Source organism: Pseudoalteromonas piratica (assembly GCF_000788395.1).
GTDB lineage: Bacteria > Pseudomonadota > Gammaproteobacteria > Enterobacterales > Alteromonadaceae > Pseudoalteromonas > Pseudoalteromonas piratica.
The window spans coordinates 552,842-579,341 of record NZ_CP009889.1 but is presented as its reverse complement, the minus strand read 5'-3'; the positions used below and the strand labels follow the sequence as shown (position 1 = coordinate 579,341).

Annotated in this window: 25 protein-coding genes; 13 read left to right on the top strand and 12 right to left on the bottom strand. The window is 39.0% G+C overall.

The window, feature by feature from the left end; translation table 11 throughout:
* Positions 1-3 precede the first annotated feature (3 nt).
* The 4 genes from OM33_RS17330 to OM33_RS17315 all read left to right on the top strand — a co-directional run bounded on the left by OM33_RS17330 (position 4) and on the right by OM33_RS17315 (position 3,110).
* Complete coding sequence (locus OM33_RS17330; RefSeq protein ID WP_040135439.1) at positions 4-1,338, top strand: sigma 54-interacting transcriptional regulator; 1,335 nt, start codon at positions 4-6, stop codon at positions 1,336-1,338.
* A 163-nt stretch (positions 1,339-1,501) separates the two neighbouring features.
* Positions 1,502-1,972: a DUF2059 domain-containing protein gene (locus tag OM33_RS17325; protein ID WP_052141130.1), complete on the top strand. Its 471-nt coding sequence runs from the start codon at positions 1,502-1,504 to the stop codon at positions 1,970-1,972.
* Positions 1,973-2,075: 103 nt separating this feature from the next.
* On the top strand, positions 2,076-2,585 hold the full coding sequence (locus OM33_RS22150) for a hypothetical protein (RefSeq protein ID WP_052141128.1): 510 nt from the start codon (positions 2,076-2,078) through the stop codon (positions 2,583-2,585).
* A 78-nt stretch (positions 2,586-2,663) separates the two neighbouring features.
* Positions 2,664-3,110 carry a hypothetical protein gene (locus tag OM33_RS17315; RefSeq protein ID WP_040135437.1) on the top strand — a complete coding sequence of 149 codons (447 nt, stop codon included), beginning with the start codon at positions 2,664-2,666 and terminating at the stop codon, positions 3,108-3,110.
* A gap of 197 nt (positions 3,111-3,307) precedes the next feature.
* Here the strand turns inward: OM33_RS17315 and OM33_RS17310 are convergent, their stop codons facing one another.
* Positions 3,308-3,730, bottom strand: a complete 423-nt coding sequence (locus tag OM33_RS17310) for a hypothetical protein (protein ID WP_040135435.1) — start codon at positions 3,728-3,730, stop codon at positions 3,308-3,310.
* 200 nt (positions 3,731-3,930) lie between these two features.
* On the opposite strand from OM33_RS17310, the gene OM33_RS17305 reads away from it, so the two are divergent.
* Complete coding sequence (locus tag OM33_RS17305) at positions 3,931-4,521, top strand: 1-acyl-sn-glycerol-3-phosphate acyltransferase (RefSeq protein ID WP_040135433.1); 591 nt, start codon at positions 3,931-3,933, stop codon at positions 4,519-4,521.
* Between the two features lie 9 nt (positions 4,522-4,530).
* Here OM33_RS17305 and OM33_RS17300 read toward each other — a convergent pair whose 3' ends face one another.
* From OM33_RS17300 to OM33_RS17290, 3 genes are all read right to left on the bottom strand, one after another.
* The gene (locus OM33_RS17300; protein WP_040135431.1) at positions 4,531-4,968 is read right to left on the bottom strand and encodes a hypothetical protein; all 438 of its coding nucleotides are present in this window, start codon (positions 4,966-4,968) and stop codon (positions 4,531-4,533) included.
* A 313-nt stretch (positions 4,969-5,281) separates the two neighbouring features.
* Positions 5,282-5,536: a DUF2999 family protein gene (locus OM33_RS17295; RefSeq protein WP_040135429.1), complete on the bottom strand. Its 255-nt coding sequence runs from the start codon at positions 5,534-5,536 to the stop codon at positions 5,282-5,284.
* A gap of 115 nt (positions 5,537-5,651) precedes the next feature.
* A complete protein-coding gene (locus OM33_RS17290; RefSeq protein ID WP_040135427.1) occupies positions 5,652-6,965 on the bottom strand; it encodes an NAD(P)/FAD-dependent oxidoreductase in 1,314 nt (437 codons plus the stop codon).
* A gap of 227 nt (positions 6,966-7,192) precedes the next feature.
* On the opposite strand from OM33_RS17290, the gene OM33_RS17285 reads away from it, so the two are divergent.
* On the top strand, positions 7,193-7,729 hold the full coding sequence (locus OM33_RS17285) for a DUF2799 domain-containing protein (RefSeq protein ID WP_052141126.1): 537 nt from the start codon (positions 7,193-7,195) through the stop codon (positions 7,727-7,729).
* A 57-nt stretch (positions 7,730-7,786) separates the two neighbouring features.
* Here OM33_RS17285 and OM33_RS22145 read toward each other — a convergent pair whose 3' ends face one another.
* The 4 genes from OM33_RS22145 to OM33_RS17265 all read right to left on the bottom strand — a co-directional run bounded on the left by OM33_RS22145 (position 7,787) and on the right by OM33_RS17265 (position 13,018).
* Positions 7,787-9,946, bottom strand: a complete 2,160-nt coding sequence (locus OM33_RS22145) for an ATP-binding protein (RefSeq protein ID WP_081991195.1) — start codon at positions 9,944-9,946, stop codon at positions 7,787-7,789.
* Positions 9,936-11,018 (bottom strand): sugar ABC transporter substrate-binding protein, encoded by a 1,083-nt coding sequence (locus tag OM33_RS17275; protein WP_234402776.1) that lies wholly within the window; start codon positions 11,016-11,018, stop codon positions 9,936-9,938. The genes OM33_RS22145 and OM33_RS17275 overlap by 11 nt, the downstream gene beginning before the upstream one ends.
* Before the next feature lie 246 nt (positions 11,019-11,264).
* Entirely contained in the window at positions 11,265-11,705 is a 441-nt protein-coding gene (locus tag OM33_RS17270) for a GNAT family N-acetyltransferase (protein ID WP_040135424.1), read from the bottom strand.
* A gap of 146 nt (positions 11,706-11,851) precedes the next feature.
* Positions 11,852-13,018 carry a GGDEF domain-containing protein gene (locus tag OM33_RS17265; RefSeq protein ID WP_040135422.1) on the bottom strand — a complete coding sequence of 389 codons (1,167 nt, stop codon included), beginning with the start codon at positions 13,016-13,018 and terminating at the stop codon, positions 11,852-11,854.
* Positions 13,019-13,518: 500 nt separating this feature from the next.
* Between OM33_RS17265 and OM33_RS17260 the strand changes: the two genes are divergently transcribed.
* Positions 13,519-15,174 carry an SUMF1/EgtB/PvdO family nonheme iron enzyme gene (locus OM33_RS17260; RefSeq protein WP_040135420.1) on the top strand — a complete coding sequence of 552 codons (1,656 nt, stop codon included), beginning with the start codon at positions 13,519-13,521 and terminating at the stop codon, positions 15,172-15,174.
* Between the two features lie 166 nt (positions 15,175-15,340).
* On the opposite strand, the gene OM33_RS17255 is transcribed toward OM33_RS17260, so the two are convergent.
* The gene (locus tag OM33_RS17255) at positions 15,341-17,113 is read right to left on the bottom strand and encodes a winged helix-turn-helix domain-containing protein (protein ID WP_040135418.1); all 1,773 of its coding nucleotides are present in this window, start codon (positions 17,111-17,113) and stop codon (positions 15,341-15,343) included.
* A 258-nt stretch (positions 17,114-17,371) separates the two neighbouring features.
* Here OM33_RS17255 and OM33_RS17250 point away from each other — a divergent pair, with 258 nt between their 5' ends.
* Complete coding sequence (locus tag OM33_RS17250; RefSeq protein WP_040135416.1) at positions 17,372-18,667, top strand: MDR family MFS transporter; 1,296 nt, start codon at positions 17,372-17,374, stop codon at positions 18,665-18,667.
* Between the two features lie 89 nt (positions 18,668-18,756).
* On the opposite strand, the gene OM33_RS17245 is transcribed toward OM33_RS17250, so the two are convergent.
* Positions 18,757-19,305: a YbhB/YbcL family Raf kinase inhibitor-like protein gene (locus OM33_RS17245; RefSeq protein WP_040135414.1), complete on the bottom strand. Its 549-nt coding sequence runs from the start codon at positions 19,303-19,305 to the stop codon at positions 18,757-18,759.
* Between the two features lie 299 nt (positions 19,306-19,604).
* Here OM33_RS17245 and OM33_RS17240 point away from each other — a divergent pair, with 299 nt between their 5' ends.
* The 4 genes from OM33_RS17240 (at position 19,605) to OM33_RS17225 (ending at position 21,734) form a co-directional block, all read left to right on the top strand.
* A complete protein-coding gene (locus tag OM33_RS17240) occupies positions 19,605-20,120 on the top strand; it encodes a lipocalin family protein (protein ID WP_040135413.1) in 516 nt (171 codons plus the stop codon).
* 40 nt (positions 20,121-20,160) lie between these two features.
* The gene (locus tag OM33_RS17235; protein WP_040135411.1) at positions 20,161-20,598 is read left to right on the top strand and encodes a GNAT family N-acetyltransferase; all 438 of its coding nucleotides are present in this window, start codon (positions 20,161-20,163) and stop codon (positions 20,596-20,598) included.
* Between the two features lie 30 nt (positions 20,599-20,628).
* Positions 20,629-21,147 (top strand): GNAT family N-acetyltransferase, encoded by a 519-nt coding sequence (locus OM33_RS17230; protein ID WP_040135409.1) that lies wholly within the window; start codon positions 20,629-20,631, stop codon positions 21,145-21,147.
* 188 nt (positions 21,148-21,335) lie between these two features.
* On the top strand, positions 21,336-21,734 hold the full coding sequence (locus tag OM33_RS17225) for a hypothetical protein (RefSeq protein WP_040135407.1): 399 nt from the start codon (positions 21,336-21,338) through the stop codon (positions 21,732-21,734).
* 57 nt (positions 21,735-21,791) lie between these two features.
* Here OM33_RS17225 and OM33_RS17220 read toward each other — a convergent pair whose 3' ends face one another.
* Positions 21,792-22,718 (bottom strand): hypothetical protein, encoded by a 927-nt coding sequence (locus OM33_RS17220; protein ID WP_040135405.1) that lies wholly within the window; start codon positions 22,716-22,718, stop codon positions 21,792-21,794.
* 72 nt (positions 22,719-22,790) lie between these two features.
* Positions 22,791-23,726 carry a LysR family transcriptional regulator gene (locus OM33_RS17215; protein ID WP_040135403.1) on the bottom strand — a complete coding sequence of 312 codons (936 nt, stop codon included), beginning with the start codon at positions 23,724-23,726 and terminating at the stop codon, positions 22,791-22,793.
* Between the two features lie 163 nt (positions 23,727-23,889).
* On the opposite strand from OM33_RS17215, the gene ppc reads away from it, so the two are divergent.
* A complete protein-coding gene (ppc, locus tag OM33_RS17210) occupies positions 23,890-26,451 on the top strand; it encodes a phosphoenolpyruvate carboxylase (protein ID WP_040135401.1) in 2,562 nt (853 codons plus the stop codon).
* Positions 26,452-26,500: the final 49 nt, after the last annotated feature.

Genomic DNA, 26,500 nt, shown 5'->3' with positions numbered 1-26,500 from the left:
ATTATGAATAATAACGCTTTACCCGCCAGCCTATTACTTGTAGATGATGACACTGCGCTTGCCGAGCTCTTAGCCATGCGATTAGAAAGCCATGGTTATCACGTTACAGTCGCTGAAAATGGCAACCAAGCTCTCTCAATACTCAAGCAAACAGCCATAGATTTAGTCATAACCGATTTTAAAATGGCCAATATGGATGGTTTTGCACTTAACCAAGAAATTAAGAAATTTTATACAGGCTTACCTGTTATTATGATGACTGCCCATGGGTCAATCCCTGATGCCGTGGATGCTATGCATCAGGGATTTGTTAGTTTTCTAACCAAGCCTATCGATAGCCAACTGATGTTGGACGTGATAGAAAAAACCCTAAAAGGTAAGGTAAAGCAACAGGTTGGAGCCGAACCAAACAATTTCCATGGATTGCTCTATCAAAGCGAAATAATGCACCAACTGGTGCAACAAATTAAAGCGCTTGCTAACAGCAAAGTGAATATTCTCATACAAGGCCAAAGTGGCAGCGGTAAAGAAGTCGCAGCAAAGGCCATTCACCTTGCAAGTGAGCAAGCGAACGGCCCCTTTATCGCAATAAATTGTGGTGCCATGCCAGGTCACCTACTTGAATCAGAATTGTTCGGCCACACTAAAGGGGCGTTTACGGGCGCCGTAAGTGACAAACAAGGCCTCGTTCAAGCAGCCAACGGCGGCACCCTATTTTTAGATGAAATTGGCGATATGCCGCTCGATTTACAAGTAAAATTACTGCGCGTATTACAAGAAAAGAAAGTGAGGCCGGTTGGCAGTCAGTTAGAGCAAGATGTTAATATCCGGGTGGTTTCTGCCAGCCATAAAGACATTGTTCAAGCGGTTAAAGATAATCAATTTCGTGAAGATTTGTACTATCGCCTTAATGTGGTGTCTATTACGTTACCGAGTTTAAAAGAGCGCCTTGATGATATTCCTCTTTTAGCAACGCGCTTTCTGCACAAACTTACTAATGATGACAAACAATTCAACCCGCAAAGTATTACCCGTTTATTAAGCTACGATTGGCCTGGTAATGTGCGCCAACTTCATAATATTGTAGAGCATTGTATTGCCATTAGCGCTGGCAAAATCATCACTGAAGATGTGGTTGCAAAAGCCCTGCCCGACTCAAATGAAACACACAATGCATTTATTGGTTTAAATGAAGCTAAACGCCAGTTTGAATATGACTATATTCAAAAAGTGTTAGCGCTTTCTGGCGGTAATGTGTCGGAAGCTGCAAAGCTTGCCCAGCGTAATCGTTCAGACTTTTATAAGTTAATGAAAAAACACGAAATAAATAATGATTAGTGTTACAGTAGCTGCTTTTAGCCTTGTAGTCATTAAAGGCAGCTGTAACACTTAAAAAACTAACTCAATGCTTGGTTGTTTGTTAATTTTTATGGCTCAGGCTTCTTTTATTTTATTTCGCGAATACTCAAAAAATTATCAAAATATTGAATAAGGAAAGCACATGATAAAACAACTTATTTTGCCTTTGATGCTTTTAGCATCATCACCTGTCACCATGGCACAAGAAGCTCCCATAGATGAGATGTTCAGAGTAATGTCTATGGATAAGCAACTTACAGGTGGTTTTGAAGCAATGTTGCCAATCGTTGATCAAATCACAATGCAAAATAAGTTGGATGAAAATGCAAAAGAAGAGTTAAAGTCTATTTTTCGTTCATGGTTTGAACAAGATTTAGAACATGAAAAAATGCTTAATGATTTAAAAGCACTTTATATGCAAATATTTAGCAACAGTGAAATTAGAGAAATAACACAATTCTACCAATCCCCAGTCGGCAAAAAATTCTTAGATAATTCTGCTTTTCTGATGCAAAAAGGCGCGCAAATTGGCATGCAGGAAGCACAATCAAAACAATTCCTTTTAATGGAACGTGTGAAACCTTTCTTAGATCGCCATAAAACTGATAATTGATCTATTAAATCGTTTTCGTATGTTGAGAAAACGCCTGAAAGTTATTAGCTTATGCCTTATTTAAATGGATTTACTCAATACTGCAACATGAAATGGATTTTAAATGTTAGTTATCAAAGTATGGTATGCCGCTTTATTAAATTCCCTCTTAACACAATCTGAAAATAAAGCTGTGTATATTATAAAAGCTGCTTTAGTGTCTTTTATTAGCGCATTAACCGTTGCATTAATTGTTACCCAGCTTTTTGATTTTTCGTCTTATTACGATACAGAAGAATCAGATGAAGCATGGCAATTGATCGATTTTTTGGGTTTTGTGATATTTTCCCCTCTCGCTGAAACACTGCTAATGTTTCCAATTTTCAAACTTATCAAACGCTTTACAATTAGTTTTTGGGCAGCAGTATTTATTAATACCTTAGTTTGGTTCTGTTTGCATTCGCTTGCCATGCCAATCTGGGGGATATTTACTTTTATCCCATTTGTTATTTTTTCAGTTGCTTTTTTAACTTGGGAAACGCATTCTAAAAAACATGCTTTTTGCATAACTGCGTGTATTCATGGGTTACATAACTTGCTAGCAAGTATGCTGGCGATACTCGCAAGTTTTTAAATAAAAGTAACATTTAATTTTTATTCATATTCGTTTATTTAAATACAAACTAATTCATTACATGCAATGGAGATGCACATGAAGTACTTACCTGCGATTATTTTTGGTATATTGCTATGGCTAGCACTACAAGTTGTTTTTTTATTTTCGGCGAATTACAGCCCTATCAATGATTTTTTAAGTTCCCAGCCAAATTTAACTGCTAACAGCGCTGAATATATTTGGTTAGGGTTGCACGATAGCTTTATTAAATTAAGCGTTTGTTTTGCTTTTTTAATGGCATACAAAGTATTTTGTAACAAACACCCTTTTAATTTTACCAGTGCGTTCATATTACAGTTGCCCTCGTTGCTAGGGATTTTTTTAATGACTTTTAATGCTGTAACGTTAGGAAATACACCCAATATTAATTCGTACTACGGATTGGTTGATGTTCTTGGAATATTAATCACAGCAACTGGTGTGTTGATTGTGTATTATTTGCTTAATGTAATTGGTAAAAAGCGTTCCATTCAGCCTGTATAGTGGGATATTTTTATTTAAGACGCTTTAAGTTGTTATCTTTATAAGGTATTTATCGCTTAAACAAATAATTCATTTTTCGCGACACACGTCAGTTTAAAAGCCCTATTTCGACGCTACAAACGCCAAGTTAGGTAAACCCAATACCTGTGAATTTGTGATTTTCAACTTTAAGGCTCGCTGGCTAATCACATGATCTACTAGGTGTCACTTTCAAACTGCGGAAACGCTGTTAAATCAACTTTATTTAATGCCAAATTAAGCTGGCTCTCAGGGTATATCCAATAGTGTCGGTTTGAGCGTGAAGCCATTAACACGTATCCTTCGATAAATTGCTTAATTTTTATAGCGTGGTCATTAATGATAAACACCACATTTGTGGACTTGCTGGATGAAATTGAAACTGCGAATTTTGCAAACTCTTCATGATCAGATAATGAACCTTCAATGCTATCAACACAGCGCAAATCATGTAGGTAATTAATGTCGCGTTTAAAGGTGGGTTGAAGGCTAATTCGTTTAAATTCATTTAAATAACTCGGCAAAGTTAAAGCGCCACTTGACTGAGTAACAACGATGTTCTTTTCCGGCAGTATTTTAAATTTAAATTCGTAAGCACTCATAAACAATATAAATTTGCGGGTTATACAATTAACTATATATGCTATGCGCGTTTTATGACTAATTTCCTGTGTATTAAACTAAATGCTTTCAAACGAATTTAATAACTAATGTGTGACCGAGTTGCAGTATCAGCATTAAACTAGACTTTAAACTCTAAATATGAAATCGTTACAGGCTTTAGTAAAAAGAACAAAAACAAATGCACACTGAAGAAATTCCAAGCGCTATCCCTCGCACCCACAGTAAAATAGGCCGCTTTATTGGTCGCAATTTTTTATCATTGTTTGGCTGGCGTGTAGCTGGCGCTTTTCCAGATCACCCTAAATTTGTTGCCGCAGTTGCACCACATACCTCAAATTGGGATTTTATTATTGCCATTGCGGTAAAATTAGCACTTGGCATTGAAATTAAATTTTTAGGTAAACACACCATTTTCTTTTGGCCTTTAGGTGTGCTGCTACGCAAGTGGGGCGGCATCGCAGTTGAGCGTTCATCAAAGCATGGATTGGTGTCACAAGTTGCAGATGTTTTTAAGCAAGAAAAAAAACTAATTTTAGGTATCGCACCTGAGGGCACAAGAAAGCGCACGGCTGAATGGAAAACTGGATTTTTGCACATTGCTTATGCAGCAAATGTCCCCGTAGTGCCGATGGCGCTTGATTTTCGAACGAAAGAGTTTGTTGTTATGGATGCCATCACATTAACGGGTGAAATAGAGACAGATCTTGCCAACGTTAAAGCCTGCTTTGCAAAAGACATGGCAAAATATCCAGCTGATGTATCTGGCTAAAAATGTTAATTATGATTCAAACGCGAAGTTAAGTAACCCTTCAAGAAATAGCGAATCGTAACCTAAAAAGGATGCGGCTTGCTTAAATTCAGCCAGTGTAAAGATGCGATAATCAATTTGTGAGCTTGCTGTCATTGCCATATATTGATCCATCACCCCATGAATATTAGGAGCGAATTCGTTGGGTAACAAAATGGCGGTTTTAGCCTTTTTAACAATCACATCTTCACTCGACATCCCCGCAGCTAACGCTTCAAGTTTTGCCAAGTCGCCTGTAAAGTCAGTTATTGTTGAAAAATCGTATAACGCATTAATACCCGCTTTAAATTCTTTATCACCCATCAAAATAAGCACATGCTGATACAAATCATCGAATGAAATATTTCCATGAGTTTGTGCGACAAACAAATCTTGATCAGCAAAAATTGAATAGCGAATTTTGTTCATAATAACCGGTAAGTAGATGCCTTTGTTATGCCAGTATGCCTGAGCAATAAATAGCTGCTTTGATTTAAATTAATTTTTTTACTGCATATAAGTGTGGTTACTTATTACTGGAAATCAAATAAATGGCCTCATGGATATTGCAACACGTAGCAAGATAAAAAATAGCAATAAGACTTTGCGAAGCTTTACGCCTAGATTACCGTTTCAGTTTAACCAATGGTTCACTTAAATTAGCAAACACTTTTTATCAAAAAGATTCGGCTAAAAACGAAAAAAAGCCTACAAAATTGTAGGCTTTTTCATGAAACAATATTTACTGTTTGTCGAGTTGTGCTTTAGCATCTTCGACTTTTGAAAAGTCGAGTCCTAGCTCTTCTACCGCTTCTTTTATTAGTGCTGGGTTTAACATCACTTGGCCCATTACTTGTTGTAATTGCTCTTGTGGTAAACCTAGCTGGCTAATCGTTAGCATTGCCGCCATTGGGTTTTCTGTTAGCACTTGAAAAATGTCATTAATACGCTCGTCACTAATATTGTTTTCCTTGAGCAGTGCAATAATTGGATTCATTTAAATACCTTAAAAATCTTAATTATTGCTCGAGTGTATCAGCTGATACGCACGCTGTTAATCATGATTTTAGAAAAGATAAATGCCTTTAATTACCTCTAACTTTTTAATTGGATTAATGCAGTTTCATTTTTGGCCTTACGCTGCGCATTAATTTTTCACATAACCACAATGCGGCTGTTTTAAGTGGTCCATGTATCGCATTTTGGTGCATGCGGTACAAAGATACATACATTAAACGCGCTAATTTTCCTTCAATAAACATAGTGTTTTTAGTCAGATTACCCATTAAGCTGCCTACCGCACTGTAACGTGATAAGTTTACTAGTGAACCATGGTCATTATACTTAAACGGTACTTTTTCTTTACCATTGAGCTCCGCTATTAAGTTACGAGCAAGATTGCTCGCCATTTGATGCGCTGCCTGAGCGCGTGGTGGTACAAAACCGCCATCACTTTGCTCACACGCACTGGCATCGCCTAATACATACACTTGTTCTACCCCTTTTGCACGCAAATAGGGGTCAACCAATACTTGATTACTGCGATTAAATTGAAGCTCATCAATGTTTTTTACAAAGTCTGCCACTTTTACACCTGCTGCCCACAACATCAAGTCTGCTGAAATCGTTTCGCCCTCTGCGGTAACAAAACCATTTTCGTTTGCTTCGCTAATGCGGGTATTCTCACGAACTTGTATGCCTAAATTAATCAGCTCACGTCTTGCTGCATCACTAATACGTTTTGGTAATGCAGGTAAAATGGTGGGGCCAGCTTCTATTAAATGAATAATTAACTGTGTGCTTTTAAATTCACTTAAGCCATAGTGCTTAAGTAACCCTGATACATGGATAAGTTCTGCACTTAACTCAACCCCTGTTGCGCCACCACCAACAATCGCTATTGAGAGTGAATTATTACTGTTTTCCTCGCTAGCATTTTGATGAACACGGGTAAAACTGTTGAGTAACGCATGTTGAAAGCGTTCAGCTTGTTTTTGTGAATCTAGAAAATAACAATGTTCTGCAACGCCAGGTGTATTGAAGTCATTACTAATACTGCCAATGGCTAAGATTACTTTATCGTAATTTAATGTGCGTGCTGGCAATAGTACTTTACCGCTTTCATCGCTTTGCGCTTTGAGCGTTATGGTGTGATCGTTTGAATTGAGGCTGATGAATTCACCCCAAATAAATTGGAAGCCATGCTTTGCTGCATGGGCAGAGTAAGAAACACCGTCTAAACTGGTGTCAAGCGAGCCAGTTGCGACTTCATGTAGCAAAGGTTTCCATATATGCGTGCGGTTTTTATCAATCAGTGTGATATTTGCTCGTCGTGATTTCCCTAATGCATGTCCTAATTTACTCGCAAGCTCAAGACCGCCTGCTCCACCGCCAACAATAACGATATTAGGATGTGTGTTAATCATAATTGTGCCCTTTAAAAGTTATAAAGAGCTGAATACTATTAAAATTTTAATAACATTCAGGTCATTATAACCTGACACAATCTAAGGTTATGCTACTCCCCTTATTGCCCCTTTGAAAGTCAGAATGTATTACAAAATATGTACAGACAAAATATTCTCTGCTATTCAGTTAATATTCATCGTATTATTTCTATGTTAGAAACAGTTACCACAACAAAATGAATCTTATGTCTTTAAATTCAATGTTTAAAATTGCTTTGCTGATAGTTATTTACTTTTCACTTAGCGCATGTGCAGCAATTTCACCAGAAAAGTGTAAAACCGCTGATTGGTACAACCTAGGTTACAGTGACGGTCAAAACGGTGCTAAACGAGATCGGGTAAACGACTATACACAGGCGTGTGCCGAAGTGAATATCAAAGTGAATATTGAAAAGTGGCAAACAGGATATGAAAAAGGCAATCAAATATATTGCACGCCAGAAAATGGCTATCGTGTAGGACGCTCAGGACAAACTTATAATGGTGTGTGCTTAAGCCAAGCGTTTGTTAAAAATTACAATAAAGGCAAACGGCAGTATGATATTGCAGCCGAAATAAATGAGCTTGAAAACCGAATATACGACTTAAAAGAACAATACAGAACTGAGCCTAACGAAGATATTAAACGCGAAATTCGTCACGATATTCGTGACTTAGAAAGGCGACTCGATTTGCTGCGCGTGCCGCAAGTACTGTATGAAGTGATGCACAACACCAACTAAAAGTTTAAGGCAACAATACATTATCTGGTATGAAAGGAATATGGCTTAACTCTTCGATTACGCGGATAAGCACTTTTCAATAGCAAGGTGTAGCTCGTTGATTTCAATTGGTTTGGCGATATGGGTATAAAACCCTATCGCTAAATAATGCGCGACTTCTTGGGTCATGGTGTTGGCCGTGACCGCTATGATTGGTTGTGAAAAACCTTGCGCTAACAAACGTGTGCACGCTTCAACGCCATCCATATTTGGCATTTGAATATCCATAAAAACAATGTCCGGTTTTAAACGCGTTGCCATTTCAATGGCTTCAAGCCCATCATTAGCAATATGCAGTTCAGCACCTGATGGTGCGAGCATTGCACGGAAAACAACTTGATTCACCTTATTGTCTTCTGCAAGCAATAAGGTCTTTCCTCGCAAGTCCAACTCGGTAGTTGTTGGTGTTTGCTGTGCCTTAGAGGAAATACCCTGGGCACGTTCAAACTTAAACTTAATGTTGAACTCTGAACCTTGTGCTAGTTGTGATGAAGCCGAGATTTCCCCGCCCATTAACTCAACGAGCTGTTTAGTAATTGCCATGCCAAGTCCTGTGCCACCATACTTACGTGTGGTTGACTTATCGGCTTGTTCAAATCGACTAAATAAATTCACAAGGTATGCTTCTGACATCCCGATACCGGTATCACAAACAGTTAATTCAACAATCTCATCAGACTGTTGCAATGATACAGTCACCTGCCCTTGCTCGGTAAATTTTATTGCATTTGAAACAAGGTTTAAGGCCACTTGTTTAAAGCGAACAGGATCCGTCATCCACCCATCTTGAAAATCTGGCGAAATATTTAACTTAAATGCAATATGCTTTTGTTGTGCTAACGGCGCCATATCCGACTCAACCATGTAGAGAATTTTGGCTAATTCACAAGGCATTTGCTCTATCTCTAACTTGCCAGCTTCTATTTTTGAAAAATCAAGAATATCGTTCACTATGGTAAGCAGCGTTTTAGCTGATAGTAACCCTTGTCCAATTAATTTCTCTGACTCTGTCGGCAATGTGTGACGGGCTAAAACTTGAAGCGTGCCCAAAATACCATTGAGCGGTGTTCGGATTTCATGGCTCATATTCGCCAAAAACATTGATTTAATTTGTTCAGACTTTTCAGCTTTAAGCTTTTCTTTTTCAAGGCGTTTTATCTGCTCCATCACCCGCTCAGCCATTGTGTTTAGCGTGTTTTGTAAATTAGTGAACTCTGTAAACTCAAATTCTTGCTTGAATTGTTGGTACTCGCCTTGTTGCAACATATTACCAACACTTTCCAGCTGTTTAATTGGCTGCGTAATTTTTCGGGTAAAACGTTGCACGTAAAATGAGAGTAAAATAAATAGCCCAACAATAATTAAAGAAGAAAATAAAACAGCTGAGAAAATATCTTTGGTATAGTTTGCTTTTTTCTCAAGTAATTCAATCTGTATAGGCTCTGATTGATTGAGTGTAATCTCAGACATGCCTTGCAACACATCAAAATCGACTTGTTTTCCGGATGTATACCAATCAATACCGTCAATTTTTGCTCTAAGTATTTTATCTTCTTGAGTCAACTGAATTTCATTAAATAGCTGTTCCGGTGATATCAGTAAAAAAAGGGCTGCGGTGTTTTTGTAAGGTGCTAACAATGACGGATATGAAACCCTAAGGGGTACTACAAGGAAAAAATAACCATGTTCACGCATCAGTGGATTGTAGCTTGCATCGGTTATAAACAGCTGTTGCACCCTATTGACAGTACCATCACTTTTTAAAATAGCTTGTGTACGCTTTTCAATGTCCTGGTGATTGAGTCGCAAAGATTCGACGGGGTACGCTTCTACAATAAATTCAGAACCATCAGATATAAATGCAGCATCGATTACTGCATGCTCATCAACAATCTTTTTTAAAGATTTAAACGCATATTGCGTATAAAGAATGTTGTTTACAAGCTCTGCAAGCACTTTATTATCGCTGTAGCTGGTCAATTGCGTACTGAGCTCAGACATTACGCTTTTGGTATCTAAACTAATTGAATTAGCAGTTCTAATCACATTATTTTGTGCTAATTCAAGCGTTTGTAGGTAGTTACTCACACCAAAAAAGCTCACACATGCCATTAGCAACACCGAAATGAGCAGACTTATTTTCGTTCTGAATTCCGATACTAAGCTCTTATGGCTCATTTTGCATTGACCTTTCAGTAATGTACTGCATATATTCAGCGGCTTTATGATTGTCAAAAATATCCGCAGAATATCGGTTCACGCCTTTTAGCATCGCCTCCCAAATAATTGCCATATTACGCTCGTTCGGCATCGGTTCTGATTGTGCTAATTGTTGAAAGATAACTTGCAAGTTTGGGTCTGCTTTATTAGTCAACTCTGCAATGATTTGTTTATTCGTTGGTAACGACTTTAATTGGTGCCAAATAGCTGCTTGTGCACGTTTTTGTTGGAAAAACTCTGCAAATTTTTTTAGTTTTGCTTTTTTCTCAGCAGATGATTCAAGTGAATGATTTGGGAATGCAATCACATGAGATGAGAAGTAAGGCCTCATCTGCTTGCCTTTGTATTGTGGTAGCATTGCGATGCCTAAATTATCACCAAGCTTTTCCTTAAAGTGGTTAAATGCCCAGGAACCATTAATCGTATAAGCTTGTTGCTCAGATATAAACGCGTTCAAGTTACACTCATAATCACAAAGTTTATCGACAATTTTGTCATCCGCCAGTTGCTTATACCAAGACAGAGCTTGCTTCATACCTGCAGTATTTAGATTTACCTTACCATTGACATAAGGAAACTCACCAAATGCTCCCAAAAATGGAATAAACCAATACATTTCATAATAATTCCAGCCTATGAGGGTCGTATTTTCGGGTAAAGACTGCTTTTGCTGTATTAAGGTTTGCCAATCAGTTGCAGGAGTTTGCACTAGCGACTTGTTGTAATAAAGCAGTAAGTGATTACCAAAAATAATTGGAATACCTTTATAGTCACCAGCTACTTTCGCACTCTGCAATGATTCAGTGGATAGCTCGGGGACGAGCCAGCTTTCGGGAATTGTAGAAAAGCCTAACTCAGAGAGTCCAACAAAGTCAGAGGGAACAATAACAATATCAGGCAACTGACGCATATTAGCACCTTGAATAAGTGCAGACTTGAGTTCGTTATTTTTAAAATTTTTAATTTTTAATTGGACATGTGTTTTTTCAGAAAAGTCATCGAAAATTTTCTGAAAGTTATAATTTTCCAAGGCATATGCGAGGGTTAATTCTTGCGACTTACTTTGAAAAACGACTAAGCAATTTAAAAGTAAGCACAGCAATAACGATAGAGTATAGTGCAAGAGTAACTACCTGAATTTAAACCTTCTTTTGTTATAGCAAAAATAAGCTAAAGCTAACAGTTATTGTTTGAAATAAAACATCAAAACACAAGCTAGTTCACGCCTTTACACTGCGCAGTAAATTGTTAGCAAAATTTTTATAACAAGACCCAATCACTTATATTCAAGTGCTTTTTCAAAACGAATTTTGACATCCAATGACGATATTGCTTTCTCAATATCAATAATGTGGTAATTGTTTTTAATTAACATACTTAGCATTGCACGAAAACGGTTCATAGTTTTCACTTGAATACGCTGATAATGATGCTGCTTGACCCAAGCCTCTTGTGCATTAAGCATTTTTTGCGCGAGCCCATGTCCTCGGTGAGCAGGTAACACTGCACCTAACCAACTATAAAAAATGTCATCTGATAAGGCATAACCGAGCTTGTAGCCAATTGGTTCGTCATGGTAAAAGCTAATCAGCAACAAAAAGTGCGATTGTGCGAGACGTTCTCTGATATCAACCAGCTTTTTGGGTGATGAAAACTCCGGAATTTGTGCTTCTATTATTGCAATATCCTTGAGTTCACCTTGTTTAATTGAATACATAGTGTACTTTTTTCAATTACTTCCAGTCAGTATCGTAATTATAACCAGATGAACCGAATGACAATATAGTTTTGTTTTATTAGGTTGTAACTATTTATCCTTTTATTTAGTAACTAAAAAAGGAGGCAAAAACGGAAATAAACAATTTATTTTATGTCCGATACTACTCTATCGCGACCGAGTTTTTTTGCATCATAAAGAAGATCGTCTACCCGTTTAAACAAGGTTTCAATTTCTTCATCTTGTTTATACGCCGTCACGCCAATACTTGAGGTGACTGTGATTTCACTTTGGTCATTAATTTGTATAGGCAGTGCTTTTAACTGCGCAGCAATCAATTCTGCTTTTAGAATTGCACTGTGTAAATTGGTACTTGGTAAAACAGCAACAAACTCTTCGCCACCGTAACGTGCCACAATATCGCGGCATGATAAGTTTGTTTTAATTATATGTGATGCAACTTTCAGAACCTTATCGCCCGCAAGATGGCCATAAGTGTCATTAATGCGTTTGAAGCGGTCAAGATCAAACATCACCACACTAAATTTGGTCGCATGTGATTTTAGTTGCTCTATTCTTCGTAATAATACTCGGCGATTGATCAACTTGGTTAGAGGATCGATTGTGGATTCTCGATACAAATTCATTAGCATCGAAAGCTGTGCTAACTGCAGCCATAAACTTATGCCTGCGAACAGTAAAAATAACCATAGCGCATTAAATAACTGCCAGTAATCACCGTTAAAAAACTGCATTTGTACCATTATAAAAGGAACAAAAATAAGGCTTATTAAAATTAACCCGCCACGAACTGTTAACGGAAATAGACCTATCATCGCCAAGATTAAGTAAGGCATCATGGTAAAAATGTGCGGTACACTTTCAAGCGATGCAAAGGTGTTCATAATAGTCAGATAAAATATGGAAGGCAGCAGAAATGATAATGCAATAACGTATTTTATTAAGCTAACTGAAGAGGAACGCTTAACCCTATAAGCCATAAAAAACAAACTTATTGAGAGTGTCATACGTGCAATTAGCAGGGTTTTAGCATGTTGATGAGCGAACGTAATAAAGTCGAATATTGAAAATATCGGCACAGAAAACGCAAAAAACATGCACATTATCCAGAGCCTACCACGAATATATTCTGAGCGTTTTTGAGTAAAATCGGCTGAATGGGTATTAGATGAAATTAGTTCAACTAAAGGGTTGTTTTCTAAACTAAAATAAGTCGTTAACCTTATTTTTTTAAATAAATTTACTCCCTCTTTTTGCTCGCTATACACATCATTTAACGGTGCTGGTTCCATAGTTCATTTCACTTCTGTTTCATAGCGCCACCATGCAAATGACGCAATAATAACCAAATTGAAACGAGTCTATCTGGATCTAACAAAGGTGTGATTAACCTAGATCAATAAATGAACAAGAACATAAAAATGCACAAAAAACATACCTAACGTCCAAACATCCAATAAACATTGGTTTTATTAATTTTTGATGATCGAGCTGCTTTGATGCAGTTTTAAAAAAGATTGCTAATTTATATGTTTTAACTCAATAAAAACGCCAAGCATTTAAAAGGCTTAACCACAGTATACAAACTTAAAAGACCAGAAAACTTAAAACAACAAAATCAACTAAAAATCAAAAGCTTAAACCAAAATTAAAGAATAAATAATATTCCGTTATTGTGTTAATTCCTATAATTTTTCTATTACAGTGAAGTTATAACTATTTTGTAAGACCGAATTCCACCATCACGTAATGCTATATGAGTGTTTAAAACAATCATTTAGGAAATACACCCATGAAATTAAATAAAGTGTTTTTAGCATTATGGTTTACACCAATCTGTTTTAATGCCACCGCAGGAAATAATGTCACGCCTATCGAACCCATTATGGTAACCATCCCTGCCGGGAGCTTTGAAATGGGCTCAACAGAGCGAGAAAGCACTCAGCCAGTGCACCAAGTCAATTTAAAAGAGTTTAGTTTAGGCAAATATGAAGTAACGGTAAGGGAATTTGCTCAATTTATTGCTGCCACAAACTACCCTGCACCAACCGAATGTCGCCACGAGTTAGACGGCTGGTTTAAGCCTGCCAGTAAAGGTAATTGGCAAACCAATGCGTTAAACACCAGTGAATACCAACCTGTTGTATGTATTAATTGGAATGCCGCAAAAGCCTATGTGGATTGGCTGGCAAAAGAAACCGGTAAACCTTATCGCCTAGCAAGTGAGGCCGAGTGGGAATATGCAGCACGTGCTGGTACAACAACACAGTATTATTTTGGCGATGACCCAAACAAAACAGAAGTATGTAAGTTTGAAAACACTGCAGATCACTACGGAGAAAGCATTTTACAAACGCAAACCAACACCAGTTATGTTAATTGGAGCACAGGTATTAATGCCTGTTCAGACGGTGCGGCTCGCGCCAGTATCGTTGGCATGTACAAACCTAACCCATTTGGTTTACACGACATGTTGTCAAACGTCTTAGAATTTGTTGCAGACTGTTACGTAGAAAACTACGACAATGCATCAGAAACGGGTGCCCCTTTTCAGGCTGAAAACTGCGAGCGTCGTTCAACTCGCGGTGCTAGTTGGCACTGGAACCATTGGCCGCTTACAAACCGAGGCCGAATTCCAGTTGATTTTGCCGGTGGTGTTGACGGGTTCCGCATTGCGTTAGATGGCAAAGCGCCAAAACTTTCTAAATCCACAAAGCGTTTTAAAAAAGCACTTCGCCATGCTCAAAATAATGAGCAGGCACGTCGCGACCTAATAGCAGAACTACCCAACAAAGTAGAAAATGTTAAATTAACTCAGCAAGATAACCTTGTTCAATTAAGCTGGGATAAAAGTCAGGATAGTGAAGTTACAAGCTATCGTGTTTATAAAAATGCTGTAAAAGATGCCATGTTTAAGCTGGTTGCAACCAATATACAAACACCTTCTTATAGCCTGATTTCAGACTCAGATCATAGTGTTGAATATACTGTGGTTGCTGTTAAAAACCATTTACAAGGACCTTATAGTGACCCTATTGCTACGGCTACAGGTTGGAGTAATGTGCCTGGGCAAATAGAAGCTGAATGGGCTAAAACCATTACCGGTGCCAGTGTGACATTAACCTCTGATGAGTCGCGCGGTCATAATCTTACTGGTCGTGACGGCATTGAAAATGATGCCACAATGATCTATCAAATCAACGTCGCTAAAGCAGGTGATTACACATTAGAATACCGAGTCGCCACACCAAATGATACAAAAGGATTCGAAGTTTATTTAGGGGATACCAAACTCACAACGGCCAATGTGAGTAAAACAGGGGGTTATCATGAATGGAAAACACAATCCAAAAATAACCTGGCCTTACCAAAAGGTAAGCACACACTTACAATTAAGTCATTAGACAGCCATTGGAAACTAAATTGGCTTGCGCTTAAAGAAAATTAATAGCCTAAGCTCAAAAATATCTGGCTATGCTTAATTAGCATGGTCAGATGCAGCACTCTCCCGCTATTTTTACATTATATTTAATTCTACCCCCTAGCCTCTACTCAACTGTTTTAATACTCACTTAATAGCATTTTCAGTGCTCACCCAATAAGTGTTATAGCAGTTAAATCAGATTAATCGCATGCAATTTGGTTTGATTTCGCTTTGACCATCGTGCCGTGGCATTTTGGTTAATGTAATCATAATAAAAGTCATGATTTATTTGCTGTTTTGGATCATGACAAAGTAATAACGCAATATCTAAGCTTAACTCTAAACTACCCGCAAGCTGCGCTTGTTCAAATGCCTGTTTGCCAAGGCTCTCAAAGTGTTCATAGTCTTGTTCAGCAAGGGCTAAACGCGCTTTTAATAAGGTGTTTTGTGGCGTAGCCGTGTTAAGTGGCTCAACTAATGCTTTTGCGAGATTAAGCCTTTCAGTATCTAAATAGTAAGTGAGTAACTGTTTGCGACTAGACTGTGCAACCCAATGATCAGGTGTCAGTTTTGTATATTCTAACACTTGTTTAAGGTGTGGTTCTTTGTCTGCAGGATTATCCGCATAAATGGCATAGTGAAAAGGTACTTTCGCATAGTGATACTGCGGTAACTTATAAGCATTCATTTTGCTTTCAGCAAGTTGTAAATAGTGGTACTTGTCACCTTGATTTTTGTGCTTATGTGCCATCACCGATAAATACGTTAATGCATGTAACTCGCGCTCTATATCATTGATAGCAAGAGCATGCTCTGCCGAAGTTAATAGACTCTGTTTGACATTGCTGTAATCATTATCAAGATGGTCTAGCCAAGATTTGGCATTATACGCATCAGCTAGGCGTTTATGGTCATTGATTTGTTGATACTGCTCAATTGCTCTTTCGAGCTTGTGAGCACTTAATTCAACCAGTTCTTTACGTGTTAAAATTGTACTTTGCAGTAATAACGCATTGCCTTGTTGCACGTTATTTTGTTGCAGCTTGGCTAACTGTTCAAGCTTATCAGCTAAGCTCATTGCAGTGTCGAGCTTATTACTTTGCAAATAGGTATTTGCCAGTTGATTTAAAATAATAAGGTCTTGGGCATTTTTTTGGTGAGCGAGTGTTAACATCGCCAATTTAACATCAGGTGTTGCTGGCACATTCACCCAATCCAAAACAACACTTTGTAATAAGTGCTTATTAAGTTTATCTGCCGCTTTCGCCGCAGTCTCTGCAATAACTTGTCCCTGCCACTGTCCATGCGGCCCAACTAATTTGAAATCAATTAAATGAACACCGCCTGCATCTGACATTTCACCCGTAAGAATAATTGGATGCTGTTCAGACAGGGTTTTGTAGCTTAATATTTGGGTGGCGTGAAACTCTGCATTACTTATGCTGTTAAGGGGGGTTACCTCAAAATCAAGCTTGTCAGCTAAATTAAGCGATTGATTTGAGTGACTTACAAACTCAATCAGTGAGATTGTTGATTGTGGTGGTGCTTTCATATTCAACGCAATCACAAAAACCGCCGCAAGCATCACACTGACTGCTAATATAAGCGGGCGAAACCCCTTTGATTTCGACGACTTATTTACATGTTCTGTAGTTAGTGTGTTTTCAGTTGCTATTTGAAACGGGAGTTGCCACACATAACCACGCTTAGCATAGGTTTTAATGGCATCTGCACCAAAAATATTGCGTAAATTACTTATGTTTTGAAATACCGCTTGCTCTGATACCACTTTATCTTGCCAAACATGCGTTAATATTTGGTCTTTGCTAAGTACTGTATTCGGGTTTTCTAGAAACAATTTCAACAATAGTGCTTCATTATGGCGAATAGCCACAGACCCTTTGTTTTCGCTTAAAACTAAGCTAGAGGCATCAAATTCAAAATGTTTAATCTGGTAACGCATGGGATTTAAGTAATTTTTTTGTCCAGTTTAACGTTTCAACGAAGACTTTCGCAAAATAAAATAGGCCGAAATTGCAACAAGGTATTAATAGCATATTGTTTACTGCTTTTAAGGCTTATAGAATGAATATTGGATAAAAATTTAATTAAAATTTATCTTTATTTTACCATTTAACCACAATACAAAAATAAATCCGCTTGACCTAAACCTTGCTTGAGGTTTTAGCATGCCACTTTTCTCAGCAATAAGAACAAAATAATGAATAGTGATATTTCAATTTCTCGTCTCAAGCAATTCCCGCCGTTAATGTGGATTATGCTCTTTGGCTCGTTTATAACGCGCGGCAGTTTTTATATGGTGTGGCCTTTTTTGGCGGTTATTCTTTACAAAAAATTTGCCCTTTCAGCGACAGAGGTCGGTTCTGTCTTGTCACTCGCTGCGGTAATCTCGGTATTTGTCAGCTTTGTTGGCAGTACCCTTTCAGATAAGCTTGGCCGAAAACCTATGATGTACGCCACAGGTGTGCTTTATATTATCTCATTTAGTTTACTCGCCATTGCAGACACAATTGTCATGTTTACTATTGTGATTACACTGTGTTCAATTGCTACTTCCCTTTGGCGGCCACTCGCATCAGCGTTGATTGGCGATATTATCCCTGAAAAAGCGACCCGTGAACTTGCCATGCAATCCCTTTATTTTGCAGTAAATGTTGGCTGCGCGGTGGGGCCAATGCTGGGTGTTTGGCTTGGCTTAACAGGTGAGCAATCCAGCTTTTTTATTACCGTTTACGCCTTTGCCTTTTTACTTGTGTTGTTAACATGGGGATTTAAGCATCAAGATAAAAAGCACGCAAAAGTAGATATAGATAACCCAGATAGTACGCCCAGCACCGAAACACCTGAAACAAAAACGGGTTTTAAACAAACCTTTAGCGTGTTAGTCCAAGACAAGCTGTTACAGTGCCTAATTTTGGCAAACATTTTGTGTTTTTTTATTTATGGTCAAATGGACAGTTCACTGGTGCAATACCTCACCCGTGCGGGCGCAAATAATTTGCTCGAACTTGTTTCATCAATGATTTTCACTAATGCGATAGTGATTATTACTTGCCAGTTTTTATTGCTTAAATTATTAGCATCACGCCCTATTCTTGTGCGTATTCGGTTTGGCTTGGTGTTGCTTATCTGCTCGCAAATTTGGTTTGCTTTTAATCCTCTTACCTTTTTTGCAGGATGGCTAGGCGCGGTAGTAATTATGAGCCTTGCCGAGGCCATTTTATTCCCCACCATGAGCGTGCATGTTGATCGTATTGCGCCCACTAACCTTCGCGGTGCATATTTTGGCGCAACCGCTTTCTACGATTTAGGCTATGCCTTAGCGCCAATAGGCGGTGGTTTGCTGCTTGATATGTTTGACGGTCGAACCCTATTTTTAGTGTGTACCGCCATTGCTGTAGTGGTGTTTTTACTTTACCTGATTATGGATAAATTGAAGCGCCCTGCGTTTATTACAGAGCAGCTTGCAACTGAGCAAACGGCTAAAACAGCGTAAATTTTTTTTTACTTTAAGCTTGTCTTAGTTTTTACCGGCAAAACAAAAAAGCCAACACCTAAATGCTGGCTTTTTAGTTCAAAGCTAAGTTAATCGCGTTTATACACCGCCTCAATGGTTGCTTTAGCCAGGGTATTTGCATTCACCATATACCCTGCAACCGCGCTTTTGGTAGTTTCCTTTAAACCAAGCGGCTTTGATAAGGCAAACACCGTAAACTGATAACGGTGAATACCATGCCCTTTCGGCGGACATGCACCACCAAAACCATTAACACCATAGTCGTTATTAATTTGTACTGCACCTTCTGGCAGTTGTGGGCTTGAACTACTGCCCGCGCCAGTTGCTAGTTCAGAAGTGCTCGCGGGCAAATCTGTAACCTGCCAATGCCACCAGCCGCTGCCAGTTGGCGCATCCGGATCATAGGCAAAAACAGCAAACGCTTTGGTTTCTTTAGGTGCACCACTCCAAGCTAAATGGGGCGATATATTTTCACCTTCACAGCCAAATCCCTTAAAAACATGCTTAGTTGATAACATTTCACCATTAGCAATGTCATTACTGGTTAGTGTGAAGGTGTTCGCGTAAACCTGCGCTGCAGATAATAATAGCGAGCAGCTTAAAATATGTTTAAACATGGTTTGTCCCTTTTTTAATTATTATCTCATCTTAAACATACTTAAATGGATTAAAAGTATTTTGGGACAAACAGCGAATTCACATACCATTGCCTCATTAAATACAACAAACCTATTCACTTATTTTGATAACCATCGAACCATGTGGTTACTTCTAAAAATTTAAAATTCATGTTAAAAACAAAGGCGGGACAACACGTTGCATGTAAAAGAAGATAAACATACAAATCATAAATGTGGTTATTTCAACAACCGCATTTTGTAATTAACGCTTATTATTGAGTTATAGGGAAGTACGTATGAAAAAGCTTATATTCATCGTCATTGTATTAGTACTGACTGGCTGTCTCGGTATGCCAACTCAAGTCCAACCTGTTACTAATTTCGAGTTAAAAAAATACCTTGGTAAATGGTATGAAATTGCCCGGCTTGACCATTCATTTGAACGTGGGCTCAATCAAGTAACGGCTGAATACTCACTGAAAGAAGATGGTGGTGTTAAAGTGATTAACCGTGGTTTTTCTCTTGAAACAAACCAATGGCAAGAAGCCGAAGGCAAAGCTTATTTTGTTAATGGTACCGATGAAGGGTATTTAAAAGTCTCTTTTTTTGGTCCATTTTATGGTTCTTACGTAATCTTTGAACTTGAAGAAAATGATTACAATTATGCTTTTGTTTCTGGCCCGAATAATGATTATTTATGGTTATTAGCTCGCACACCGACAGTGTCACCTGAGATCATTAATACGTTTGAAACGCAAGCAGCAGAACGCGGTTTTGATACCAGTAAACTTATCTATGTTGCTCAAAAATAAAGCCTTGTTATTTCATGGCTATTCACAATAGGGAATTAAATTGAAAATATCACTTCACCCAGTCACGCAATCTAATTATGAAGCCGTATGTGAGCTCGATGTCACAAAAGAGCAAGAAGAATATGTTGCATGTAATATGTGGTCACTGGTTGAGTCAATGTTCAACGAAGGTTATGCAACTAGGGCTATCTACCTTAATGAAGTAGTCGTTGGCTTTTTTATGTGGGTGTATGAAAATCAAGAAAAAGTATCGATATGGCGTTTTATGGTTGACCAAAAGCATCAGCAAAAAGGCATTGGGCGCATAGCATTAGACCTCGCACTTGCTGAAATTAAATTAACGCCAAACCTTAAAACAATTGAAATTTGTTACAACCCAAACAACCCTGTAGCCAAAGAGTTCTACGCAAGCTTTGGCTTTATTGAGATAGGCATGGATGAAGATGGTGAAGACATGCTGGCTGTGATTGAGCAATAAACAAAAATACTTTTTTATAAGGTACGCCAAATGTTAATTAAAGTTTCACCCCACATCTCGTTAAGCTCATTAAAAATATCAGATGCACCTGATATTTTGGCGTTAGTAAACCATAATCGTGCGCGCCTTAATCAATATTTATACTGGGTCGAAGATGTGCAGTGCGTTGATTCCGCTGAGCAGTATATTTTTGAGCGAGTAAACAGCGGACTAAATGAAGCTCTCTGGTTCAAAATATACTTCAATAATGAAATGTGTGGCGTATTTGCCGTTAAATCTATTTGCCCACAAACGCATGTTGCTGAATTAGGTTATTGGCTTGGCGATAATGCCAAAGGCAATGGGGTAATTAGTCAAATTATAAATTACCTACCCAGCCTGTTAGCACATACATCAGCTAAAACTATCGAATTTAGGTGCCTTGAGCAAAATCACGCAAGCATTAAAGTTGCACTTCGCGCTGGCGCCAATCAGGTTGGCTCTTTACCAAATTTTATGGTGGCAAATGGCATAAAACAAAATTTAAATATTTACCGTGTCGCACTTTGATTTAAATTAGCGCGTTGCAAAATCTGTTTTGCTCGTTACACAAGAACTGTAATGGTTCTACTTCAAAATTTCTGTTACAAATAAAAGTGGTGAAAAAACAGCCACTCTCATAATGATAAGTGTTAGTTTATAAAGCAATAATGGTATTTGTTTACCTAATTTGGGTTAAAAAATAGGGAGCTAAAATTATGGATGAAATCAGCACTGTTAGAATTTACCTGTTAAGGGCTATGTATGCATTTATAGCGTTTGGCTTAGGCGTCACCACGTTGCCTGATGTAGTTTCTGGCTCAGGTCAATTTGCCGATTCAGACACCATAATCAATGCCATTTTAATGGGGTTTTGTCTTCTTTCACTGCTCGGCATTAAGTACCCACTTAAAATGTTACCAGTACTGTTGCTTGAGCTTATTTGGAAAGTGTTTTGGCTTTTAGTGTATGCCTTGCCTATGTATCTCAATCATGGTCTCGATGAATACGCTCAAGAGTTAGTTTTTGCATGTGCTATGGGGGTAATTCTTACACCACTTGTACTGCCATGGGGCTATTTAATAACTCACTACCTAAAAGCCCCCGCAACACCATGACGGTAACTGAAAATATTAGTTACCGTCCTTACCTAAACGCCTTGATAAGTTATTTTTTTACTTGGAAAGGGTTCTCTCTTTTAACGTAGAGTCTTTGTCAGTAGCATGCTGAATTAGATTAACCAGTAACTTACCATGCATTGGGGTAAAACCGGTTTTTTCGAGTTTTTTCTCAAGGTAATTAGCAAAGTTTTTACGCTTATCATGATGAGTGCGTAGCGTAAACAATAATTCATGTTGCTTTTGGTTTATGAGTCGCGTGTTATAAATTGGGTCTTCATCAGGCCAGTTTTCTACTGGTACGCCTTTGGTTTGATATACATAACTTGAAAGTGTTTGATTGATCCGAGAGTAATCACTTTGACCAATTAATAATTCCAATTCTTTTAATAAGCCGCGGTACAATACGCGCGGAAATAAGCTGTAAAAATCTTTATTTTGGAACGCCTTACCTTTATCTGTTTGCTGCCAATCTGCAAAACTCGACTTCAGCGCATGGACAAAAATACGGCCAACAAAATGTACCTTTAGGTATGTTCCGCCTTTGCTATCAGCGCTTTGTAAAAGATCACTCAAGCGTTTACGATAGTTGCGGTTTTCAGCCTTTAAGCGGCTAACTTCGGCTTCTAACGCGAGTTCATTTTCGCCTTTTTCAAGCTGTTGTTTTTGCAATTGAGCTATCCGCAGCTGAGCGCTTTGCAATACATCGCGCGTGTCTTTTAACTCTTGCAGCACACTGCCATTTTTAATCTTAAAGTTAAAATTATGGGTACTGTTTTCCTTGGTATGAGCAACCAAAGGTGAAGCCGCTTTGGTCAGGGCTTGGGTGAGTTTTTTTTCTAAAACTTGCCCTGACTGGCTGCCTTTTAGCAAAGTGGTTAGTTGGTTATTTATTTCATTTAAATACCAAGTATGCAATTGCTTACTTTGAGTTTTGCTTAACCCATTAAATGGGTTAGCGTCTTCCTTATCAAATTCAGACACCTACTGCCTCAAATCCATTCTTTCTAATTCTTAAGTCTGAGCTGGATAGTAGCAGATAAAACCACTAAAACTCTAGCTTGATAATGCACTTTTAGCGCTCACTTGCGAACGCTCTAAAATGGCCACCCCTTGTTCTTTCATAAAAGCTTCAAATGCGCTGGCAAGTAAGCTTTGCTTTCTGTCTTGGCGTTTGGCCAAAAACCAGGTGCTACGAATAGGAAAACCAGTTACGTCTAATTTTACCAAACCCGGTACTTCACCATAATCGAGCGCATGACGGCTTAAAATAGATAAGCCCAACCCCGATGCAACCGCATATTTAATCGCTTCATTACTTTCGATGGTCATTTTTTCATTCAAGGTTAACTGTTGGGTTTTGCAAAATTGTTCAATCAAATTACGTGTACCCGAGCCTTTTTCACGCATTATAAATGGGTAATGCGATAGACGGTTTAGGCTAACTTCTTGCTGTAAGTGCAATTCGTGCCGTGCTGGTGCGATTACCACCAGTTCGTTATCGAGTAACGGTGTTTTAATTATTTCGGGGCGCTCAGGGCACTGACTAAAAAAGTAAAAATCATCTTCGTTGGCTTCTATACGCTCTTTTACTTCCTGACGGTTACCAATTTTTAGATTGATATCTACCTTTGGGTGTTTTTTACAAAACGCCCCTAAAATCAGTGGCAAGAAATACTTAGCAGTTGAGACCACACATAAATTAAGCGAACCCGATGTCACACTTTTAAGCTCATCAATCGATACAGACAAATTATGAAAACTGGTAAATACCTCATTGGCGCACTTTAACAAGGCTTTTCCTGCATCGGTAAGCACAATGGTTTTGCCATGCTGGTGATAGGCCGGCATATCCACCGTTTCGCTTAATTGCTTTAACTGAATCGACACTGAGGGTTGGGATACATGTAACTGCTGCGCCACCAAGGAAATACTTTTGTATTGATCAAGCGCTTTTAAGAGCTGCAACTGTCTTACTGTAGGTAATCGCATAGCAATATAGACTTTTATTTATATAACTTAACACAAATATATATTAGCGTTTATTTAATTGCGCGCATAGACTAATTTTTGTCTTATAAATGCATAAAATACAACCTGCATCTCAGAACAACAACGCAGGTGGTGATGCTTTGTATTGGGGAATGAGGAAGTTATGTTAGAAACCATATCGAATAATGTACGCGCGTTAGGTGAAGTACTCGGTCAAACAATTGCCGAAGACAAAGGCGATGGTTGGGTTGATAAAATTGAAGGAGTACGCCTTCTTGGTAAGCGCATTGTGGCAGGTGAAAACCATGCGGTTGAAGACCTACAAACAATCTTTGCAAATAGTACTGAACAAGATTTATTAATTCATGCTCGCGCATTTAGCCAGTTTTTAAACCTTGCTAATGTGGCAGAGCAACAACACACCACCAGTGAGCAAGGCTTAGCAGAGCTTGATTTGCCCCACCCGCTTGACTCACTCTCAGAAAAATTAACCGGTATTGACGCAAACGCGTTTAAACAAGCGCTTAAAAAGCTGCATATCGAACTGGTGCTAACAGCGCACCCAACCGAAGTTAACCGCCGCACTTTTATTCATAAATACAACGAAGTGGCTGATGAACTCAGTAAAGGGGAAGCACCGCTTAGTGGCCGCGTGCAAGAAATCATTGAACAAGCATGGCATACCAATGAAATTAGGCAGCAGCGCCCAACACCACTTGATGAATCACGTTGGGGCTTACACGCCATTACAGACAGTTTATGGCATGCGGTACCGCAATTTGTACGCGAATTAGATGAGCTTTCTCAAACCCTGATTGGCGAGTCGCTGGCTGAAGATATTGTGCCTATTACCATGGCCAGCTGGATGGCAGGCGACCGAGACGGCAACCCGTTTGTTACCGCCAAGCTCAGTAAACAAGCTATTTTACAAGCGCGATTAATTGCCGCAGAGCTCTACTTAACTGACTTTGAATCTCTTTATTTAGAATTATCGATGCACAAAGCAACTGATGATTTAATTGAAGCGGATATTAATAATATTGGCCCGTATCGCGCGGTGATCACACAGTTAATTAGCGAACTTAAAGACTCAATCGCTCTGTTGCGTGATGGCAAAACTAAAGGTGCCATTTCATCTTCAGAAGACTTACTTACGCCATTAAAAGCATGCCGCAACAGTTTATTAGCAGTCGGTCTTACTCGCGTTGCTAATTCACAAGTGCTTGACTTAATTCGCAAGGTGCAATGTTTCGGTATTTCACTGGTAAAACTGGACATTCGTCAACACAGTGAACGCCACGATGAAGCCATTGGCGAGATTGTAAGCGCACTCGATTTAGGCGATTACGCAACTTGGGATGAAGCACGCCGTGTTGAATTTTTACTCGGCGAAATAAATAATCCGCGCCCATTATTACCGCGTGTCACTTGGAGTGAAAATACCCAAGAAGTGCTCGATACCTTTGCTATGGTGGCTAAGCAACCGCGTGAAGTGCTGGGTATTTATATTATCTCAATGGCGAGTAAAGTAAGCGATGTACTGGCGGTAAACCTGTTGATGAAAGCCACTGGGTTTAGTTGGGATATGCCCATTGCACCGCTGTTTGAAACACTGGATGATTTAAACAACGCACCAAAAGTGATGGGCGACTTGCTAAACATAAAGCAATATTTAACGCGCTGTAACAAACAGCAGTACGTGATGATTGGCTACAGTGATTCGGCAAAAGATGCGGGCGTGTTAGCGGCCACATGGGCGCAATACCAAGCGCAAGAAGCGCTGGTGCAAGTATTTAAACAATTTGAGGTTGAGCTTAAATTGTTCCACGGCCGTGGCGGTACCATTGGTCGTGGGGGCGGCCCTGCGCACGATGCAATTGCATCGCAACCACCAGGCACACTTGATGGCGGCTTACGTGTCACCGAGCAAGGTGAAACTATTCGCTATAAGTTTGGTTTGCCAAACCTTGCTGTACGCAGTTTGCACTTGTATGCCAGTGCGATTCTAGAAAGCTTAATTCACCCACAACCTGTACCACCCGCATCATGGCGAGAGCTTATGAACAACATGGCCTCACTTAGTTGTGAAATTTACCGCGGGTATATTCGCGAAGAACCAAATTTTGTGCGCTATTTCCGCCAAGCAACGCCGGAGCAAGAGTTGTCATCGTTGCCACTTGGCTCACGCCCAAGCAAGCGCCGCTCAGATGGCGGTATTGAATCGCTGCGTGCTATTCCATGGATATTTGCGTGGAGCCAAAACCGTTTAGTCTTACCAAGTTGGTTAGGCCTTGGCCAGGCAATTAAAGCGTTTTATCAAGAAAATGCCGCGCTGATGAACGAAATGCTGGAAAACTGGCCGTACTTTAAAGCCCGTATTTCATTGACTGAAATGGTGTATTTAAAGTCCGATCCACAATTATCAGCACTGTATGATGCAGCCCTTGTTGAACCTGAACTACAAGGTTTAGGTGAACAACTGCGCAGCCAATTACAACAAGATGAGCAAGCTGTACTGACTTTGCTTAACCAAGCTCACACACTTGAGAGCGATCCTTGGAACTTAAGCTCATTTAGATTACGTCAGCCTTATTTAGTACCTCTGCACTTGTTACAAATTGAGGCATTAAAACGCTTACGCAATAAGCCAGAGCACCCTGAAAGCGAGCAGGTGTTAATGGTCACCATGGCAGGTATTGCTACCGGTATGCGAAATACCGGGTAATGTCGATGCCAACTATTTAGTGCAAAAAAAAGGCGAGGTCACCCTCGCC

Coding starts and splice junctions, on each gene's coding strand:
- OM33_RS17330 (WP_040135439.1), top strand. CDS start 4: ATGAATAATAACGCTTTACCCGCCAGCCTATTACTTGTAGATGATGAC.
- OM33_RS17325 (WP_052141130.1), top strand. CDS start 1,502: ATGATAAAACAACTTATTTTGCCTTTGATGCTTTTAGCATCATCACCT.
- OM33_RS22150 (WP_052141128.1), top strand. CDS start 2,076: ATGTTAGTTATCAAAGTATGGTATGCCGCTTTATTAAATTCCCTCTTA.
- OM33_RS17315 (WP_040135437.1), top strand. CDS start 2,664: ATGAAGTACTTACCTGCGATTATTTTTGGTATATTGCTATGGCTAGCA.
- OM33_RS17310 (WP_040135435.1), bottom strand. CDS start 3,730: ATGAGTGCTTACGAATTTAAATTTAAAATACTGCCGGAAAAGAACATC.
- OM33_RS17305 (WP_040135433.1), top strand. CDS start 3,931: ATGCACACTGAAGAAATTCCAAGCGCTATCCCTCGCACCCACAGTAAA.
- OM33_RS17300 (WP_040135431.1), bottom strand. CDS start 4,968: ATGAACAAAATTCGCTATTCAATTTTTGCTGATCAAGATTTGTTTGTC.
- OM33_RS17295 (WP_040135429.1), bottom strand. CDS start 5,536: ATGAATCCAATTATTGCACTGCTCAAGGAAAACAATATTAGTGACGAG.
- OM33_RS17290 (WP_040135427.1), bottom strand. CDS start 6,965: ATGATTAACACACATCCTAATATCGTTATTGTTGGCGGTGGAGCAGGC.
- OM33_RS17285 (WP_052141126.1), top strand. CDS start 7,193: ATGTCTTTAAATTCAATGTTTAAAATTGCTTTGCTGATAGTTATTTAC.
- OM33_RS22145 (WP_081991195.1), bottom strand. CDS start 9,946: ATGAGCCATAAGAGCTTAGTATCGGAATTCAGAACGAAAATAAGTCTG.
- OM33_RS17270 (WP_040135424.1), bottom strand. CDS start 11,705: ATGTATTCAATTAAACAAGGTGAACTCAAGGATATTGCAATAATAGAA.
- OM33_RS17265 (WP_040135422.1), bottom strand. CDS start 13,018: ATGGAACCAGCACCGTTAAATGATGTGTATAGCGAGCAAAAAGAGGGA.
- OM33_RS17260 (WP_040135420.1), top strand. CDS start 13,519: ATGAAATTAAATAAAGTGTTTTTAGCATTATGGTTTACACCAATCTGT.
- OM33_RS17255 (WP_040135418.1), bottom strand. CDS start 17,113: ATGCGTTACCAGATTAAACATTTTGAATTTGATGCCTCTAGCTTAGTT.
- OM33_RS17250 (WP_040135416.1), top strand. CDS start 17,372: ATGAATAGTGATATTTCAATTTCTCGTCTCAAGCAATTCCCGCCGTTA.
- OM33_RS17245 (WP_040135414.1), bottom strand. CDS start 19,305: ATGTTTAAACATATTTTAAGCTGCTCGCTATTATTATCTGCAGCGCAG.
- OM33_RS17240 (WP_040135413.1), top strand. CDS start 19,605: ATGAAAAAGCTTATATTCATCGTCATTGTATTAGTACTGACTGGCTGT.
- OM33_RS17230 (WP_040135409.1), top strand. CDS start 20,629: ATGTTAATTAAAGTTTCACCCCACATCTCGTTAAGCTCATTAAAAATA.
- OM33_RS17225 (WP_040135407.1), top strand. CDS start 21,336: ATGGATGAAATCAGCACTGTTAGAATTTACCTGTTAAGGGCTATGTAT.
- OM33_RS17215 (WP_040135403.1), bottom strand. CDS start 23,726: ATGCGATTACCTACAGTAAGACAGTTGCAGCTCTTAAAAGCGCTTGAT.
- ppc (WP_040135401.1), top strand. CDS start 23,890: ATGTTAGAAACCATATCGAATAATGTACGCGCGTTAGGTGAAGTACTC.